This window comes from Aliirhizobium cellulosilyticum (genome assembly GCF_014198105.1).
GTDB lineage: Bacteria > Pseudomonadota > Alphaproteobacteria > Rhizobiales > Rhizobiaceae > Neorhizobium > Neorhizobium cellulosilyticum.
Genome location: NZ_JACIGW010000005.1, coordinates 173233 through 187583, shown reverse-complemented (window position 1 = coordinate 187583; position 14351 = coordinate 173233). Strand labels below are relative to the sequence as shown.

15 protein-coding genes are annotated in these 14351 nt (G+C 59.5%); 4 read left to right on the top strand and 11 right to left on the bottom strand.

All coding sequences use genetic code 11. The features are described 5' to 3' along the window. Positions 1-12: 12 nt before the first annotated feature. Both GGE33_RS20140 and GGE33_RS20135 read right to left on the bottom strand, forming a co-directional pair. Positions 13-1170 (bottom strand): glycosyltransferase family 4 protein, encoded by a 1158-nt coding sequence (locus GGE33_RS20140; RefSeq protein WP_183827103.1) that lies wholly within the window; start codon positions 1168-1170, stop codon positions 13-15. Between the two features lie 6 nt (positions 1171-1176). Further along, positions 1177-1767, bottom strand: coding sequence for a polysaccharide biosynthesis/export family protein (locus GGE33_RS20135; RefSeq protein ID WP_148145317.1), 591 nt, complete (start codon positions 1765-1767; stop codon positions 1177-1179). Between the two features lie 171 nt (positions 1768-1938). Here GGE33_RS20135 and GGE33_RS20130 point away from each other — a divergent pair, with 171 nt between their 5' ends. After that, a complete protein-coding gene (locus GGE33_RS20130) occupies positions 1939-4215 on the top strand; it encodes an exopolysaccharide transport family protein (RefSeq protein ID WP_183827100.1) in 2277 nt (758 codons plus the stop codon). Positions 4216-4222: 7 nt separating this feature from the next. Here GGE33_RS20130 and GGE33_RS20125 read toward each other — a convergent pair whose 3' ends face one another. Both GGE33_RS20125 and GGE33_RS20120 read right to left on the bottom strand, forming a co-directional pair. Continuing rightward, on the bottom strand, positions 4223-5443 hold the full coding sequence (locus GGE33_RS20125; RefSeq protein ID WP_183827096.1) for a GNAT family N-acetyltransferase: 1221 nt from the start codon (positions 5441-5443) through the stop codon (positions 4223-4225). A gap of 109 nt (positions 5444-5552) precedes the next feature. Beyond that, positions 5553-5765, bottom strand: a complete 213-nt coding sequence (locus tag GGE33_RS20120) for a DUF2842 domain-containing protein (RefSeq protein WP_183827509.1) — start codon at positions 5763-5765, stop codon at positions 5553-5555. Between the two features lie 206 nt (positions 5766-5971). Between GGE33_RS20120 and GGE33_RS20115 the strand changes: the two genes are divergently transcribed. After that, the gene (locus tag GGE33_RS20115) at positions 5972-7072 is read left to right on the top strand and encodes a COX15/CtaA family protein (protein WP_394353681.1); all 1101 of its coding nucleotides are present in this window, start codon (positions 5972-5974) and stop codon (positions 7070-7072) included. On the opposite strand, the gene GGE33_RS20110 is transcribed toward GGE33_RS20115, so the two are convergent. From GGE33_RS20110 to GGE33_RS20095, 4 genes are all read right to left on the bottom strand, one after another. After that, complete coding sequence (locus tag GGE33_RS20110; RefSeq protein ID WP_183827090.1) at positions 7062-7940, bottom strand: aminoglycoside phosphotransferase family protein; 879 nt, start codon at positions 7938-7940, stop codon at positions 7062-7064. The two genes, GGE33_RS20115 and GGE33_RS20110, sit on opposite strands and share 11 nt — an antisense overlap. Further along, positions 7940-8872 carry an N-acetyl-gamma-glutamyl-phosphate reductase gene (gene argC / locus GGE33_RS20105; protein ID WP_183827086.1) on the bottom strand — a complete coding sequence of 311 codons (933 nt, stop codon included), beginning with the start codon at positions 8870-8872 and terminating at the stop codon, positions 7940-7942. Before argC ends, GGE33_RS20110 begins: the two co-directional genes overlap by 1 nt. Positions 8873-8945: 73 nt before the next feature. Beyond that, positions 8946-9896, bottom strand: coding sequence for an agmatinase (speB, locus tag GGE33_RS20100; RefSeq protein WP_183827083.1), 951 nt, complete (start codon positions 9894-9896; stop codon positions 8946-8948). A 7-nt stretch (positions 9897-9903) separates the two neighbouring features. Beyond that, on the bottom strand, positions 9904-10248 hold the full coding sequence (locus GGE33_RS20095; RefSeq protein WP_148145310.1) for an antibiotic biosynthesis monooxygenase family protein: 345 nt from the start codon (positions 10246-10248) through the stop codon (positions 9904-9906). Between the two features lie 268 nt (positions 10249-10516). On the opposite strand from GGE33_RS20095, the gene GGE33_RS20090 reads away from it, so the two are divergent. Further along, complete coding sequence (locus GGE33_RS20090) at positions 10517-11773, top strand: TadE/TadG family type IV pilus assembly protein (RefSeq protein WP_183827080.1); 1257 nt, start codon at positions 10517-10519, stop codon at positions 11771-11773. Positions 11774-11924: 151 nt separating this feature from the next. Here the strand turns inward: GGE33_RS20090 and rpsI are convergent, their stop codons facing one another. Together rpsI and rplM are read right to left on the bottom strand one after the other, a co-directional pair. Continuing rightward, complete coding sequence (gene rpsI, locus GGE33_RS20085) at positions 11925-12392, bottom strand: 30S ribosomal protein S9 (RefSeq protein ID WP_148145308.1); 468 nt, start codon at positions 12390-12392, stop codon at positions 11925-11927. Between the two features lie 2 nt (positions 12393-12394). Then, positions 12395-12859 (bottom strand): 50S ribosomal protein L13, encoded by a 465-nt coding sequence (gene rplM / locus GGE33_RS20080; RefSeq protein WP_148145307.1) that lies wholly within the window; start codon positions 12857-12859, stop codon positions 12395-12397. Between the two features lie 518 nt (positions 12860-13377). Here rplM and GGE33_RS20075 point away from each other — a divergent pair. Further along, positions 13378-13806, top strand: a complete 429-nt coding sequence (locus GGE33_RS20075; protein ID WP_148145306.1) for a CoA-binding protein — start codon at positions 13378-13380, stop codon at positions 13804-13806. Between the two features lie 82 nt (positions 13807-13888). Here the strand turns inward: GGE33_RS20075 and GGE33_RS20070 are convergent, their stop codons facing one another. After that, positions 13889-14317: a DUF6455 family protein gene (locus GGE33_RS20070; RefSeq protein ID WP_183827077.1), complete on the bottom strand. Its 429-nt coding sequence runs from the start codon at positions 14315-14317 to the stop codon at positions 13889-13891. Positions 14318-14351 lie beyond the last annotated feature (34 nt).

Sequence of the window (14351 nt, the reverse complement as noted above, 5' to 3'; positions counted from 1 at the left end):
CTAAGGAAGCCTTTAGGCTGGCTTTCCATTGCCGGCCTGCAGGGCATCCCGATAGAGGCCGAGCATGTCGCGCGCCATCACCTGTGCGGAGAATACTGATTTGAAGGCGGAGGGTTTCGGCATGGTGCGGATACGCCAATCAGGCTGTGTAGCGGCGGCTGTCATGATGCTGGAGAGGTCCTGAGCGTCACCTGGAATGGCAAGCGCCTCGCTGCTTTCACCCAGCACTTCCGGTATGCCGCCAACCCTGGATGCAATAACGGGTTTGCCTGCCGCGAGTGCTTCGAGCACGATATAGGGCATCGCCTCCGCACGGGACGGAACCACGATTGTTCTGGCCAGCGCAAAAGCCTTGCGAGCAGGCATGGCGGGCAACATCTGCATGCGTCGATCTAGCCCGAGCTCCGAGATCATGGCCCGGTATTTGTCTTCATCGGGACCGTCGCCGATCATCATTGCGGTCAAAGGCCGGCCGATGCGGCGTTCGGTGCGCAGAAAGGCGTCGATAAACACGTCCGGCCCCTTCATGTCGCGCATCATGCCGATGAAGAGAAAGTCCGTAGCCTGCGGCTCCAGCGAGACGGGCGCGAATTCGGCTTCGTTTATACCGTTATAAATGACCTGCGAATGTGGTCTTGGTGTTCCCACCTTGGCCTCGTAGGTCCGCCTCTCGTAATCGCAGACGAAGGCTATGGCATCGCAAAAATTCTCCTGGAGGCGCTCAAGCCTGAGGATAATCTGCCCGGTCGGTGATGACCGGGTAAAATGCAGGCTGCCGCCATGCGGAGAATAGACGCGGGCTACGCGATACCTGTTTACCCGCAACACTGAGCCGATCATCCGGGCCACTGCGCCACCCTTGGCGCCATGTCCATGCAGGATGTCCGGCTGCAAACTTTTTATATGCTGATAGCTCTTGGCAAGAGCGATCATGTCCGAAGGCGAAATGGCTCGCCGCATCGGTAGGCGCGTCAGTCCCAGGGCGAGTTTCGGCCTGATGGTCTCGAACAGCGCGTCCTCGTAGGCGCCGCCCGTAGAACTGTCGCAGAGAATGCCGATCTGATGACCAGCGGCGCTGTGCTCTTCCACCAGATCGCGCACATGCCGAAAGATCCCGCCTATCGGATTGCGGAAGCAATGCAGGATGCGCAAGGGGGGAAGGGGTCGCATCTTGGGTCAGAACAGGCGCTCGCGGACATAGATCGTGTCGCCGGCAAGGATCGGGGCGGTGATTGCCGTGCGGCCGGTCGCCACCTGTCCATTGACCTTGCGTGTCACGTCGACGTCCCGCTCGTTGCCGCGCGGGGTGAACCCGCCGGCAATGGCGATCGCATTTTGCGCCGTCATGCCCGGCACGTAGGAATATTGGCCCGGCCGTCCGACTTCACCCATGACGAAAACGGGGCGATAGCGATCGATTTCGATGCTGACGTCGGGATCTCGCAGATAGCCCTGCTTCAGACGGCCCGCGATAGAGCCTTCGAGCGCCGGCAGGGTCTGGCCGCGGGCCGCGACCTGTCCGACCAGCGGGAATGCGATGTAGCCGGCCTGATCGACCGTGTAGGTGTTTGTCAGTCCCGGCTGTTCGAACACGGTGACGCGCAGACGGTCACCGCTATCCAGCCGATAGGGCTGCAATGCAGCTGCTTCAAAGCCCTTTGCCGGCGGCGGGCTGGAGGCACAGCCACTCAGCAGTGCGGCTGTGACGGCCAACGCCGCTGCCAGCACCTTACGGGTCTGCACTTGTCTGCGTCGGGCAACGACCATGTCCCACTCAGGCTCCGGCTGTTCGTATCATTTTGTTCGTTATGAATCTGTTAGGGTTAATGGCGGGTAAAGGGGGAGTTCAATATAAGCAACTTCGCAAGTATGGGGTCGTTAACCGCAGCGTTACCATGGTCCTTTACCATTCGCTGAATTGAGACGCTGGAGTGTGTGATGTCGGGTGCCAACGGCAATTACCAGGACGTGGATATCGATCTGGGCCGCGTGATCGCCGCGGTATGGGCGCGCAAAGGGCGGATCATTGCTGTTACTGCCTTTGCGGCCGTAGCCACTCTTGTCGTTACCAGCATGATGACGCCGAGCTACAAAGCCGAGACCCGACTTCTGATCGAATCGCGCTCCCCGAACCTTACGGGCGGGGCGGGCGCAGCCGCCGGTAACGATCCGGTTTTGGACAGTCTCAACATCACCAGCCAGGCCCAGTTGCTGCAATCGACCGATCTGATCCGCCGCGTTGCCCGCGATTTGAACCTTGCTCAGTACAAGGAATTCGATCCGGCGGCGCGATCACTTCTGCCTGATCTTCTGGTTATGGTGGGGCTGAAGCCGGACCCCATGGCGCTCGATCCCGAAGATCGGGTCGTGGAAAAATTCCGCGAGAGGCTGGAAGTCTACGCGGTTGAGAATTCCCGCGTCATCGGCGTCGAATTCTCTTCGCACGATCCGATCCTTGCCTCGACCATTCCGAACAAGATGGCAGAGGTCTATCTTCAGCTCCAGAGTGGCGCCAAGCTCGATACGCATTCGGAAACGGCCAAGTGGCTCGAGCCGGAGATCGCCAATCTGACGCAGAAGGTCAGGGAGGCCGAAAGCAAGGTTGCTGAATATCGATCCAGAAATGGCCTGTTTCGGACGAATGAAACCAACAGCTTCTCCAGTCAGCAATTGAACGATATCTCGACCGAACTCACCCGTGTGCGCGGAGAGCGGGCCAATGCCGAGGCGAGAGTGGAAAATGTTCGCACCGCGCTGGGTGCGGGACGCGCACCCGACACAATCGCGGATGTTGCAGGATCGCAGGTCATCCAGCGGCTCAAGGAAGCTGAGACAAATCTTCAGGCGCAGATTTCGGATCAGGCGACATCGCTTCTCGACGGCCATCCCCGGATCAAGGGCCTGCGGGCACAGCTGGCGCAAATCCGACAGCAGATTGCCAGCGAAACCCGTAAAGTTCTGGCGAGCCTCGACAGCGAGGCCGAGGTTTCTCGCCTGCGCGAGCAGCAGCTGATGGCGCAGCTCGATACGTTGAAGGCAGATTCCGCTCGCGCCGGAGAGGAAGAGGTGGGGCTTCGCGCGCTGGAGCGCGAGGCCGCCGCCCAGCGGCAATTGCTTGAGACCTATCTTGCTCGTTATCGTGAGGCGACTTCCCGGCTTGATGGCAATGCTTCGCCAGCCGACGCCCGCGTCGTCTCGAAAGCAGTTGAGCCGTCCGAGCCCTATTTCCCCAAGGTTATCCCGATCGTCACCGTCGTGACGCTCGCTGCACTCATCGTCAGCTGCCTGATTGTGATGATTTCCGAACTGTTCAGCGGTCGGGCACTCCGGCCGATCAATCGCGAGGTTTCGTTGGAGCCTGCGCCGGTTCAGGAACGGGAGAAGATTGCAGAAGCGCCGTTGCCGGCCGCTGCGCCACCCGTCGCCATCGTCTCGCGCGAAACGCGGGTCGAAACCACGGCGCTGGCGGAACAGAGAGCCGTGATTGAACGGAAGGAGGAGGTTCGCACCGCCGTCCTACCGCCCGCACCGGCTGCCGCTCCACCGGCAAAAGAGATCAATGTAGCCAGCCCGCAACCTGTCGGATCCGACGAGACTGAAGTCGCTCCCGTCGTCGATACCGGCTTCACGATCGGCTCGGTTGCTCATTACCTCCAGCGTCACGCTGTCCCTGTTGCTGTCGCCGTATCTCCGAATGGTGATGGCGGCTCGACGGCCAGCGTCATGCTGGCGCGCGCAGTGGCTGAAGCCGGCCGAAACGTGATCCTTATCGATCTGACCGGATCGGCCTGCCCGACGCGTCTGATGGCCGAGCATGACCGGCTACCAGGGATCACTGATCTTCTCTGCGGAGAAACCGCCTTCGGCGAGGCTATCCATCCTGATCGACTATCGGAAGCCCATATCGTGCCGCAGGGCATCTCCGATCCTGTTCGTGCGATGCGTGCCGCAGATCGCCTGACGATGATCATCGATGCGCTTTCCGACGCCTATGACCTTGTATTGATCGAATGTGGTCCCGCCGATACAGGCAGCCTGAAGCGTCTCGTGCGCACCGATGGAACGGAGATCATTCTTTCTGTTCCGGGCTTTACCGAAGATGCCATTGCCGAGCTTGTCGTCACCTATGCCGATGCCGGTTTCCGCAACCTGCTCGTCATGGCTCAGCCGGACGACAGCCAGTCGCCGTCATCACGCCGCCGCAGCGCCGCTTGAAACTCTGTCAATCCTGACCGTCGCGGCGGGAACGCCAGCGCTGGGCCAGCGCATAGAGCCTGTGGTTCCGTTTGATCGCAGTCTTTATGCCGGTCTGCGCCAGATACAGGCCAGCAAGCACAGAGCCCTTGGTGCTGATTGGCAGCAGCATATCGTGCAGCACGGTTTCCTGGTTGCACCAGCTGTGCTTGTAAGGTTGGTCGCCGATGCCGAAATCGAAAAGCGTCGCCCCGTCTTCGATGCAGCGTTCTATCGCCAGCCAGAAAAGCAGCTCCCCCGGGCTTGCCTCGGCTCCGATGCTGTCGTCGATGGAGCTGAACTGGCAAAGCACGTGACCGCCCTTGCGCGAAAGGCCGGTCACGGCCGCGATATGGCCGTCATGTTTTCCCTTCAGGCGTATCGCATGCATGGATAGCGGCTTGTGATTGCCTTGCGCCGGTGTATCGAGCAGCCGGTGCAGGAAATCACGTGTCGGGGCAGAGGCAAACACATCCGGTAGGCCAAAAGCTTTCAGCCTTTCGCCTTTCTGGGAAAAGAATCGCTCAAGAAGCGTGTGCTGATCGTGCGGCGTAGTGGCCACCACATAATCGAAACCGCCGATCGCCTCCAGCCGGCGTACCTGCACGCGATACTTCTTGCGCCGTGTCTTGGCGTTGATCTGCGCAAGCGTTGCCTCCATCGTGTCGAGAAGCGACAATTGAAACGAATGGTTCTGGTTTTCGATCGAGGCCAGATCGCTCAGCGGATGCATGATGCCTTTCCACGCAAGCGGAACCTCGTCGATTACCAGGAGATCGGCAACATCGCGCAGGATTCGCGCGAGATCGGCCTTGAACCGCCGCAGCTCATTCGCATCCGGCGCGGCGAGCGCGTCGTCGAAAAGCCCTGTATTGAGATTGTTGAAACGCCCGCCCGGAACCCGCGCGACGCGCCCAAGCCGGCCGGCGACGATTTCGAGCGGCAGCACAAACAGAATACGGGCGCCGATGGAGCCCGTGACGGCGAGCAGCTCACTTTGATGCGCCGCCGTCCACGCGCGGCACCAGTCAAGGCCCTGGTTGAGTGAATTCCATTCCCGGCCTTCGAGACGCCGCCATTCGTCTTCGATCGGCGAAATATCGCGCACCAAGGCAATATCGAGCTCGTCGAAATGCACCACTGGCTTCTCCGCCGTCCGGCAGAGAACCGATGGAGCACTCGTCTCGTCCTGATTTGCCCTTGCAGTCATCCATCACCCACATACTTGCAGATATATTGGGCGGTGAGCACGAAGAATGCGTTTATGACGTTGAAGAAAGAGGTGGGAGCGCCGGGTCTGGTTAACCTGCGGTGTACGGCTACCGCTTCGGCCTCGGGCCGGCCATCCACTTGATGATCAGCATCGCCGGCAGGATCCACAGCAGCCCGGACAGAAGGAAATAGAGGAAATGCACCCACCAAGGGGCGGTGGCGAGCGTCAGCGTTGCGATCGTCGTTGCCGCAAGCGCGTAGGTGATCACCAGGATGATGATCAGAATGGTACCGACAAAACTTCTCCAACGCGGCACCAGACGTCCTCCTCAGGCTCCCCATGGCCGCGACCGGATGCCGCAAAGCCTTGGGGCTTGTTTTGCACGGGTCCATGAGGCAAATCAACGCGTAAAACCGAAGGCGATGTGCCGCTGCGGCGCGTTGTCTCACGGGTCTCTTGAAAGACGGGCCGATGCGCACCCCCGATTGCGGCCCGAACGAAGCCATTATGGCAGGAGTCGTCATCATGTCGGCAACGGATACGATCATCATCGAAGCGACGCGCGAAACCGGGCGGATCGAGCGGAACCGCAAGGCGGTCCGCATCTGGCTCGGTGTCGTCATCTTCACGCTCTTCTGTCTGGTCCTTGTCGGCGGCGCCACGCGACTGACCGACAGCGGCCTGTCGATCACTGAATGGAAGCCGATCCACGGCGTCATCCCGCCGCTCAATGCCGCCGAGTGGCAGGAAGAGTTCGAACTCTACCAGCGTATTCCGCAATATCAGCTGCTCAACAGCCATATGACGGTCGATGAGTTCAAGTCGATCTTCTGGTGGGAATGGGCGCACCGGTTCCTCGCTCGCTCGATCGGCATCATTTTCGCGCTGCCGCTTGCGTTCTTCTGGGTGACCGGACGGATTGAAAAGCGGGTACGCCTGCCGCTTCTCGGCACGCTGGCGCTGGGCGGGTTTCAGGGCTTTATCGGCTGGTGGATGGTCTCGTCCGGTCTCACCAAGCTTGTCAGCGTCTCGCAATACCGTTTGGCCACTCACTTGGTCATAGCCTGTCTGATCTTCGCCGCCTGTGTGTGGATCATGCGCGGGCTGGCGTCGCACGCAAAAGACCGTCCGCCGACGGACAAGTCGAAATGGGCGGCGGGTGCGATCGCCTTTCTCGTATTGTTTCAGATCTATCTCGGCGCGCTTGTTGCCGGTCTCGATGCGGGCTTGAGCTACAACACCTGGCCGATGATGGACGGCGCCTTCATCCCGGGCGACCTGTTCATCCAGAACCCCTGGTGGATCAATCTCTTCGAAAACCCGAAGACGGTGCAGTTCGTCCATCGCTGCGGCGCTTACGTTCTCCTCGCAGCCGTCTTCCTGCACATGATCGTCTCTCTGTCGAAGGCGCCGGAAACGACCCATGCCCGCCGCGCCGTGCTGCTTTTTATCCTTGTCGGTATTCAGGCCGCAATCGGCGTGCTGACGCTCGTTTTTCAGGTCCCGCTCGACATGGCGCTTGCCCATCAGGGCATGGCACTGATCGTGCTCGGCTTCGCTATCGCCCATTTCCGCGCCTTCTTCGGCGAATATCAGCGGGAAGCGACGATCGAGGTCAGGGGCTGAAAGCGCGCTCTTCGAGCAGTCGTCTCGCAATGTTCAGGAAGGCAAAGCGCTCCATCGCATTGCCTTCTCCCGAAATCCTGTCGCCGCCCTCTAGAGACCAGCAGATCGAAAGACCTGCATGCGCGATCGCGTAGCGCAGGATCTTTTCCCGCTCGCAGCCGATGGCCGGCGCAAACACGTCGACAAGACGGATGATCCGCCGTGGGTCGATGATATCCGCAAATGCGCCGTCCGGATTGCCGAAGACATTGGCGACATCATAGGCCGGATCGCCGAGAAGTCCCTGAGGGTCGATCGCAAGCCAGCCTCGCTCCGATCCGCTGACAATATTCTCGTGATGCAGGTCACCATGCAACGGGCGGATGTCGCTCTGCGACGAGAGCAGGTCATCGGCAATCGATGCACTATAGGCAAGAGCTGCCGAAAGATCGGGTTTATCTTCCCTGGAGGTCCGCTCGAACAAGGGCTGGAAATGCGACCGCAGCGGAATGAGGCTGTCAGGCGGCGCGTCGACTGATGTCGAATGCAGCTCTCCCAGAACCGACAGAATGATGTTGTTGGCGGCATCCTCGCCATGCTGAAGCCTGTAATCCTTCAACATCAGCGTTCCTGCGTCTTCAAGCAGGCAGGCCGTGTTCCGGCGATCCAGAACCAGCACGCTGCCGCACCCTTTACGCCAGTCGAGAAAGTCGATGCCGGAGAGTTCGTGCAGTCCTTCGGGTTTCAGTTGCTTGGTGATCGCCCGAGAGCCATCGCGTCGAAGAACGCGATGGACGAGGCTCGTGCGCGTATCCGCAATCAGTTCAGAAGACCGGATGCCCCATCGCTCCACAAGATCTGCGGGGAGGGATGGGCCCGCAATTGTCATCAGGCGGACAGCATCAGATCCATGTTCTGCACGGCTGCACCCGACGCGCCCTTGCCGAGATTGTCGAGCAGGGCGACGAGGTTCACATGCGCGCCGCCCGGAGTGCCGAACACGAAGAGCTTCATGCGATCGGTATTGGCCAGTTCTTCCGCATCGACGCGGCCGAGCTTGGTACTTTCCGCAAGCGGCACGACGGTGACGATATCCTGGCCGGCATAATGTGCAACGAGCGCCGCATGGATGCTTTCGATCGTCGTGCCGTCCTTAAGGTCGTCGAGGAAAAGCGGCACCTGCACGATCATGCCCTGCGCGAAGCGGCCGACCGAAGGCGAAAACAGCGGTGCGCGGTCGAGCAGGCCGTGGGTCTTCATTTCCGGTACATGCTTGTGCTTGAGCGGCAGGCCGTAGACGAAATTGTTGGCAGAAATCGAATCCTCGCGGGACTGGTCTTCCATCTGTGCAATCATCTGCTTGCCACCGCCGGTGTAACCGGAGACCGCATTGACGGAGACTGGATAGCCATCCGGCAGGATGCCGGCAGCGCGCAAGGGGCGGATGAGGCCGATCGCGCCGGTCGGATAGCAGCCCGGGTTGGCGACATGCCGGGCGGCCTTGATCTTGTCAGCCTGAGCTTTGTCCATTTCGGCAAAACCATAGGCCCAGTCGGATGCGATCCGGTAGGCGGTCGACGTGTCGATGATCCGAACGCTGTTATTGCCGGACAGCATGCCGACGGCTTCCTTCGAAGCATCGTCCGGCAGGCAGAGGATGGCGATATCGGCGTTGTTAAGCAGATCTTCGCGCATGGCGGCGTTGCGCCGCTCGGCTTCCGGGATAGACAGAAGCTCGACGTCGCGGCGGCCGGCCATGCGGGTGCGAATCTGCAGTCCCGTTGTGCCGTGTTCGCCATCGATGAAGATCTTCGGTGTCATTGCCTTTATCCTGTTAAATCAGTGCCCTGGAGAAGGAGCCGGAATCACTTTACCAGCCCGTTGAATCAGTTTGTTAAAGCCGGGACAGACGCTCGGCCCTGAGCCCGAGCATATACATTGCAACGGTAGCCCCGGCAATGGCGGTAATATCGGCATGGTCATAGGCCGGCGCCACCTCCACCACGTCTGCGCCGCGGATATCGAGGCTGCCGAGTTTGCGCAAAACCGACAGGATTTTCGCGCTGGATGGCCCGCCGGCGACCGGCGTGCCGGTGCCGGGCGCAAAGGCCGGGTCGAGGCAGTCGATATCGAAGGTAAGATAGACCGGCCGGTTGCCGACATGGGCGAGGATCGTATCTGCAATCTGCTGAGCGCCCATGTCCTCCACATCATAGCCGTGCAGGATGCGGATGCCGAAATCCTCCGGCGCATGGGTGCGGATGCCGATCTGGATCGAGTGCGCCGTATCGATCACGCCCTCCCGCACCGCGCGGGCGACGAAGGAGCCGTGGTCGATCCGCTCACCATCGTCATCCCACGTATCCTGATGCGCATCGAAGTGAACGAGGGCGAGGGGGCCGTGCTTTTCTGCATGGGCCTTCAAAAGAGGCCAGGTGACAAAATGATCGCCGCCCAGCGACAACAGGAAGGCACCGGAGGTGATGATCTCTGATGCCGTCTCTTCGATCAGTCCCGGCGTCTTCTGGTGATTGCCATAGTCGAGCAGGACATCACCGTAATCGACCACGGCCATGGCTTCGAACAGGTCGCGTGCGAAGGGATATTGCGGATCATTGTCGAAGATCGCCGATGCGCGACGGATCGCCTGCGGCCCGAAACGGGCGCCGGGCCTGTTGGAGACGGCGGCATCGAAGGGAATGCCGAGCACTACCGCGTCGGCACCCTCGACATCCTTGGAATAAGGCCGCCGCATGAAGGAAAGTGCGCCCGCATAGGTCGGGTCGGTCGCAGCGCCCCGAAAACCTTTCGCCGTAAAGGCGTTGTCGATCGATTTGCTTGCCATCCCCATCCTATCTCTCGAAACCGTATGCCCGTTCCACCCGTGCGATCCGCACCTGGTAATCCTCGTACCAGCGCTCCCTGCCCAGTTTCTGGGCCGCGGCATGCGAGACCACGGCCTTCCATGCCCTGATACTGTCTTCGTCTTTCCAATAGGAGTTGGTTATTCCGAAACCGTCAATGCCACGCGCACTCTCCACGCCGAGAAAGCCCGGTTGCTGGCTGGCAAGCTCGACCATGGCATCGGCCATATTGCCATATCCATTGTCGCCTTCGGTGCGACAGGACGAGAAGGCGACGACATAATAGGGCGGGGCGGGAAGTTGGGCAAAAGAAGTGGCCGGCAGGCTGGACATGTATCGCTCTTTCATCGTTTCGCAATCCGTCACGTTGGCGATCGGGGCGTGATAAGCAAATCTCAAATCTTGATGGATCGGAAGCGGCAAAAACCGCCACCTTGCTCGCCTCGATTTCTGTATCGGAGCGAGACCTCTTCATCGGTTTCCGGCGTGTCTGATGGTTAAAATGTAGTGAAGCTTAAAATCGGAAATATTTCATTCAGGCACATTTAAAGCCTCCCGCTTATTCGGACATCATATCATGATTTCGGGTTGGGTGTTGATAATGTTAGCGTTTTTGAATGTAGCCTTGACCGGTGTGCGCAGATTGGGCGGCGATCGTAGCGGCAACTTTGCAATCGCCACTGCGGTCATGTTGCCGGTCCTGATTGTGGCCGGTGGCGGTGCTGTTGATGCATCTTCCGCCTACTTCGAGCGAAGCAGGATCCAGGGGCAACTCGATGCAGCCGTTCTGGCCGCGGCCGGTCAGAGCGACAGTGCCAAGCGCCAGTCCACTGCTGCAGGTTTCATGCCTGCATCGGCCGGCACGGGCGAAAACCCTCTTGTCGTCACCAATAACAGCGATGGGAGTGTAACCGGCACCTATACCTACACGATGCCGAATTCCTTTCTCGGTATTGTCGGCATCGACAATTTCAAGCTGGTTGTCACCGCGACGGCCATGGCAACCAGCAAATCTGGAGGGGAGACCGTTAATGAAGGGGCGGCATGTATTCACGTGCTTGCCAACACGTCTCAGGCCGTGCTGATCAATTCCGGTGCGAACGTGAAATCGGAGAACTGTGGAGTGGATGTTCTTTCCACCTCCAACCCGGCCTTCATCATGAATGCCGGAGCCAAGATCGAGACGCCGCGCTTCTGCGTCAAGGGCACGAACTACATCAAGAACGGTGGCACGCTCACCAACCTGAAGACCGGTTGTGCTGCCGCCGCCGACCCTTACGCCGGCAGGTTTGCGGAGCCGACGCTACCATCGAAATGTGAGACGTCCGGCGTGCCGAACGGCTCGACCTTCACCCTGAAGCCCGGCATGCATTGTGACGTGACCTTTAACGGCAGCCCGAAGATCACCTTCCTGCCCGGCCTTCACATCATCAAGGGCCGGATGATCATCAATTCCGGTGCGACGGTGAATGCAGAGGGCGTGACCTTCTATTTCCCCGACGTCAACAGCGAGATTCGCGCCAATGGCGGCCTGACCTTCAATGCGTCAGCACCCACCTCGGGGCCTTATGGCGGGGTGCTGATGTACGAGGCAACCAGCAGCGCCTCGAACAACTCGAACAAGCAGCAGTATATTTTCAACGGATCGGTGAGCGAGACTTTGAGCGGCATCATCTATCTGCCGAACCGCAACGTCACTTATAATTCGAAGACGAACCAGACGAGCCGCATCAACATGGTCGTCAACACGATGATCATGAACTCGTCCAACTGGAATATCGAGCCTTATGAAGGAGGCTCGTCCTCCAGTCAGCCGGGTTCAAGTTCGAGTTCGAGCGCCGTGCGGTTGATCAACTGACCGCGCAAATTGCTGCCTGTCATTCTGGCCGTTGCCTTCCGAAAGGAGGGCGGCGGCTTTTTCATTTATACCGCTTGCTAAGCTGTCGAGCGCCCAAAGAAAAAGGCGGAGCCGAAGCCCCGCCTTTCGATAAGCATAAATCCCGAAGCGATTAGCGCTTGGAGAACTGGAAGGAACGGCGAGCCTTGGCCTTACCGTACTTCTTACGTTCAACAACACGGCTGTCGCGGGTCAGGAAGCCACCCTTCTTCAGGACCGAGCGCAGGCCCGGTTCGAAGTAGGTGAGGGCCTTGGACAGACCGTGACGAACGGCGCCGGCCTGACCGGAAAGACCACCACCGGCAACGGTCGCGATGATGTCGAACTGACCGCTGCGGGCAGCCGAAACCAGCGGCTGCTGCAGGATCATCTGCAGAACCGGGCGTGCGAAATAGGCGGTGAAATCCTTGCCGTTGACAATGATCTTGCCGGAGCCAGCCTTGACCCAAACGCGGGCGACGGCGTTCTTGCGCTTGCCGGTTGCGTAGGAGCGGCCCTGCGCATCGACCTTGCGGACGTGAACCGGTGCTGCCTGGCCTTCAGCCGGAGCGAGGTCCTTCAAAGAGGAAAGATCAGCCATTATCAGGCGCTCCTTGTGTTCTTGCTGTTCAGCGAAGCCACGTCGAGAACGACCGGCTGCTGTGCTTCATGAGGATGGTTCGAGCCGGCGTAAACGCGCAGGTTCTTCATCTGGCGACGTCCGAGCGGGCCGCGCGGAACCATGCGCTCGATAGCCTTCTCGAGAACGCGCTCCGGGAAGCGGCCTTCGATGATGGCGCGTGCGGTGCGCTCCTTGATGCCGCCCGGGTAACCGGTGTGCCAGTAGTACTTCTTGTCGGTGTACTTCTTGCCGGTCAGGACGCACTTTTCAGCGTTGATGATGATGACGTTGTCGCCGTCGTCAACATGCGGGGTGTAGGTAGCCTTGTGCTTGCCGCGCAGGCGGTTGGCAACGATGGTGGCGAGGCGGCCGACAACGAGCCCTTCGGCGTCGATGATCACCCACTTCTTCTCCACCTCTGCAGGCTTCTGAACGAAGGTAGACATGGTTTTCTCTTTCGTTTGATCCCCGAGGCCGGAAACCGGTCGCCGGGGCGTTTCTTGTTGCTTGTATTGGCAGCCTTTCAGGCGCCAAAAAGAATGCGGGCCCGTTAAGGTCCGCAATCTAGCGCGCTTATAGCGTGACGCGCGCAGACGGTCAATGTTGGTGATCCAGGGGTTCGAAAAATAAATCGAGCAAAAACAAATGGTTAATTGTGTGGTATTTTAATACCATAATTTTGTCGGCTTGAGATTGCCGGCCTTTTATCCTTGTAAGGGGACTGAGAGCGGCGGCAATCCATCCATGTCGGTAATCTTTCGTTAGACTGTTAGGCTCCGCTAAAGTGTTGCGAACAAAGCTGGAATGTTCCCGCAACAAATGAGGCAAATTCCTGAATGCATCCCTTGGTTGGTCCTCGCGACTATGTGAAGCGCCGCAACATGTTGGCGATGGCGCAGTCAAAAGACTAGATAGAGCAAACAAACGACCAGATAGGCGGACAGAACCGCCGGGAGAGCCGTGTATGAACCATGACCGTTATGACGACGACTATATAGCCGGGATATTGAAGGAAGCCCGCACGATTGCGCTGCTCGGGGCATCGCCCAAGCCGGATCGGCCGAGCTATGGCGTCATGCGTTTCCTGCTCGAACGGGGTTACAATGTCTATCCGGTCAATCCGGGGCAGGCCGGCAAGGACATTCTCGGCCGCAAGACCTATGCGACGCTTGCCGATATCCCAGAGCCGATCGACCTGATCGACGTTTTTCGCGCGCCGGAATATCTGGATGGCGTGGTCGATGAAACGCTGGCGCTGGAAACGCAGCCGGCTGCGATCTGGGGGCAGCTCGGCGTACGTGACGACGCAGCCGCCGCCAAGGCCGAAGCGGCAGGCATCAAGGTTGTGATGAACCGTTGCCCGGCGATCGAATATCCGAGACTTGTTGGCTGACAAGTTAGAGGCGTGCCGGGATTCCTCGGATCGTCGGCACGCTTTAATTCAACCTCACGGCTCGCATTGAACGCAGCATGTTTCAGCTTTGCAGCAGTTCCGGGTCGGCGCGCATCGTGTTCAGGTTGACCGCATTGCCGCAGTAACCAACGAACTCCTGGCCGGCGATTTCGGCCTCGAGATCGTGGCGACAGCGGCTCTTGGATTTGCATTTGGTGCAGGTCAGCTGCATCTCCCGGTATAGAGCCGGATGTAGGACCGCGACATCGCTTTGATCGATGTTGAGGGCACGCATCATCTCGATCATCTCGTCTGCCGCATGTGGCCCTGCCTTGACCAGCTGCAGAAGATCATCCGGCGCGATCGCGCAATCCTTGGATATCTGTCGGATTGTAGCTTCGTCCAGCATGGCGATTTCCTCTGCTTCCGCGGCAGCCGACCATGCCTCCGCGCACCAGCTCAGGAACCGCCGCGAAATGCTGGTATGTTCCTCGTATGCCATCCTTCCCATGACGTCCTCCTTCGTTTCGAGAAAGATGCGCCCG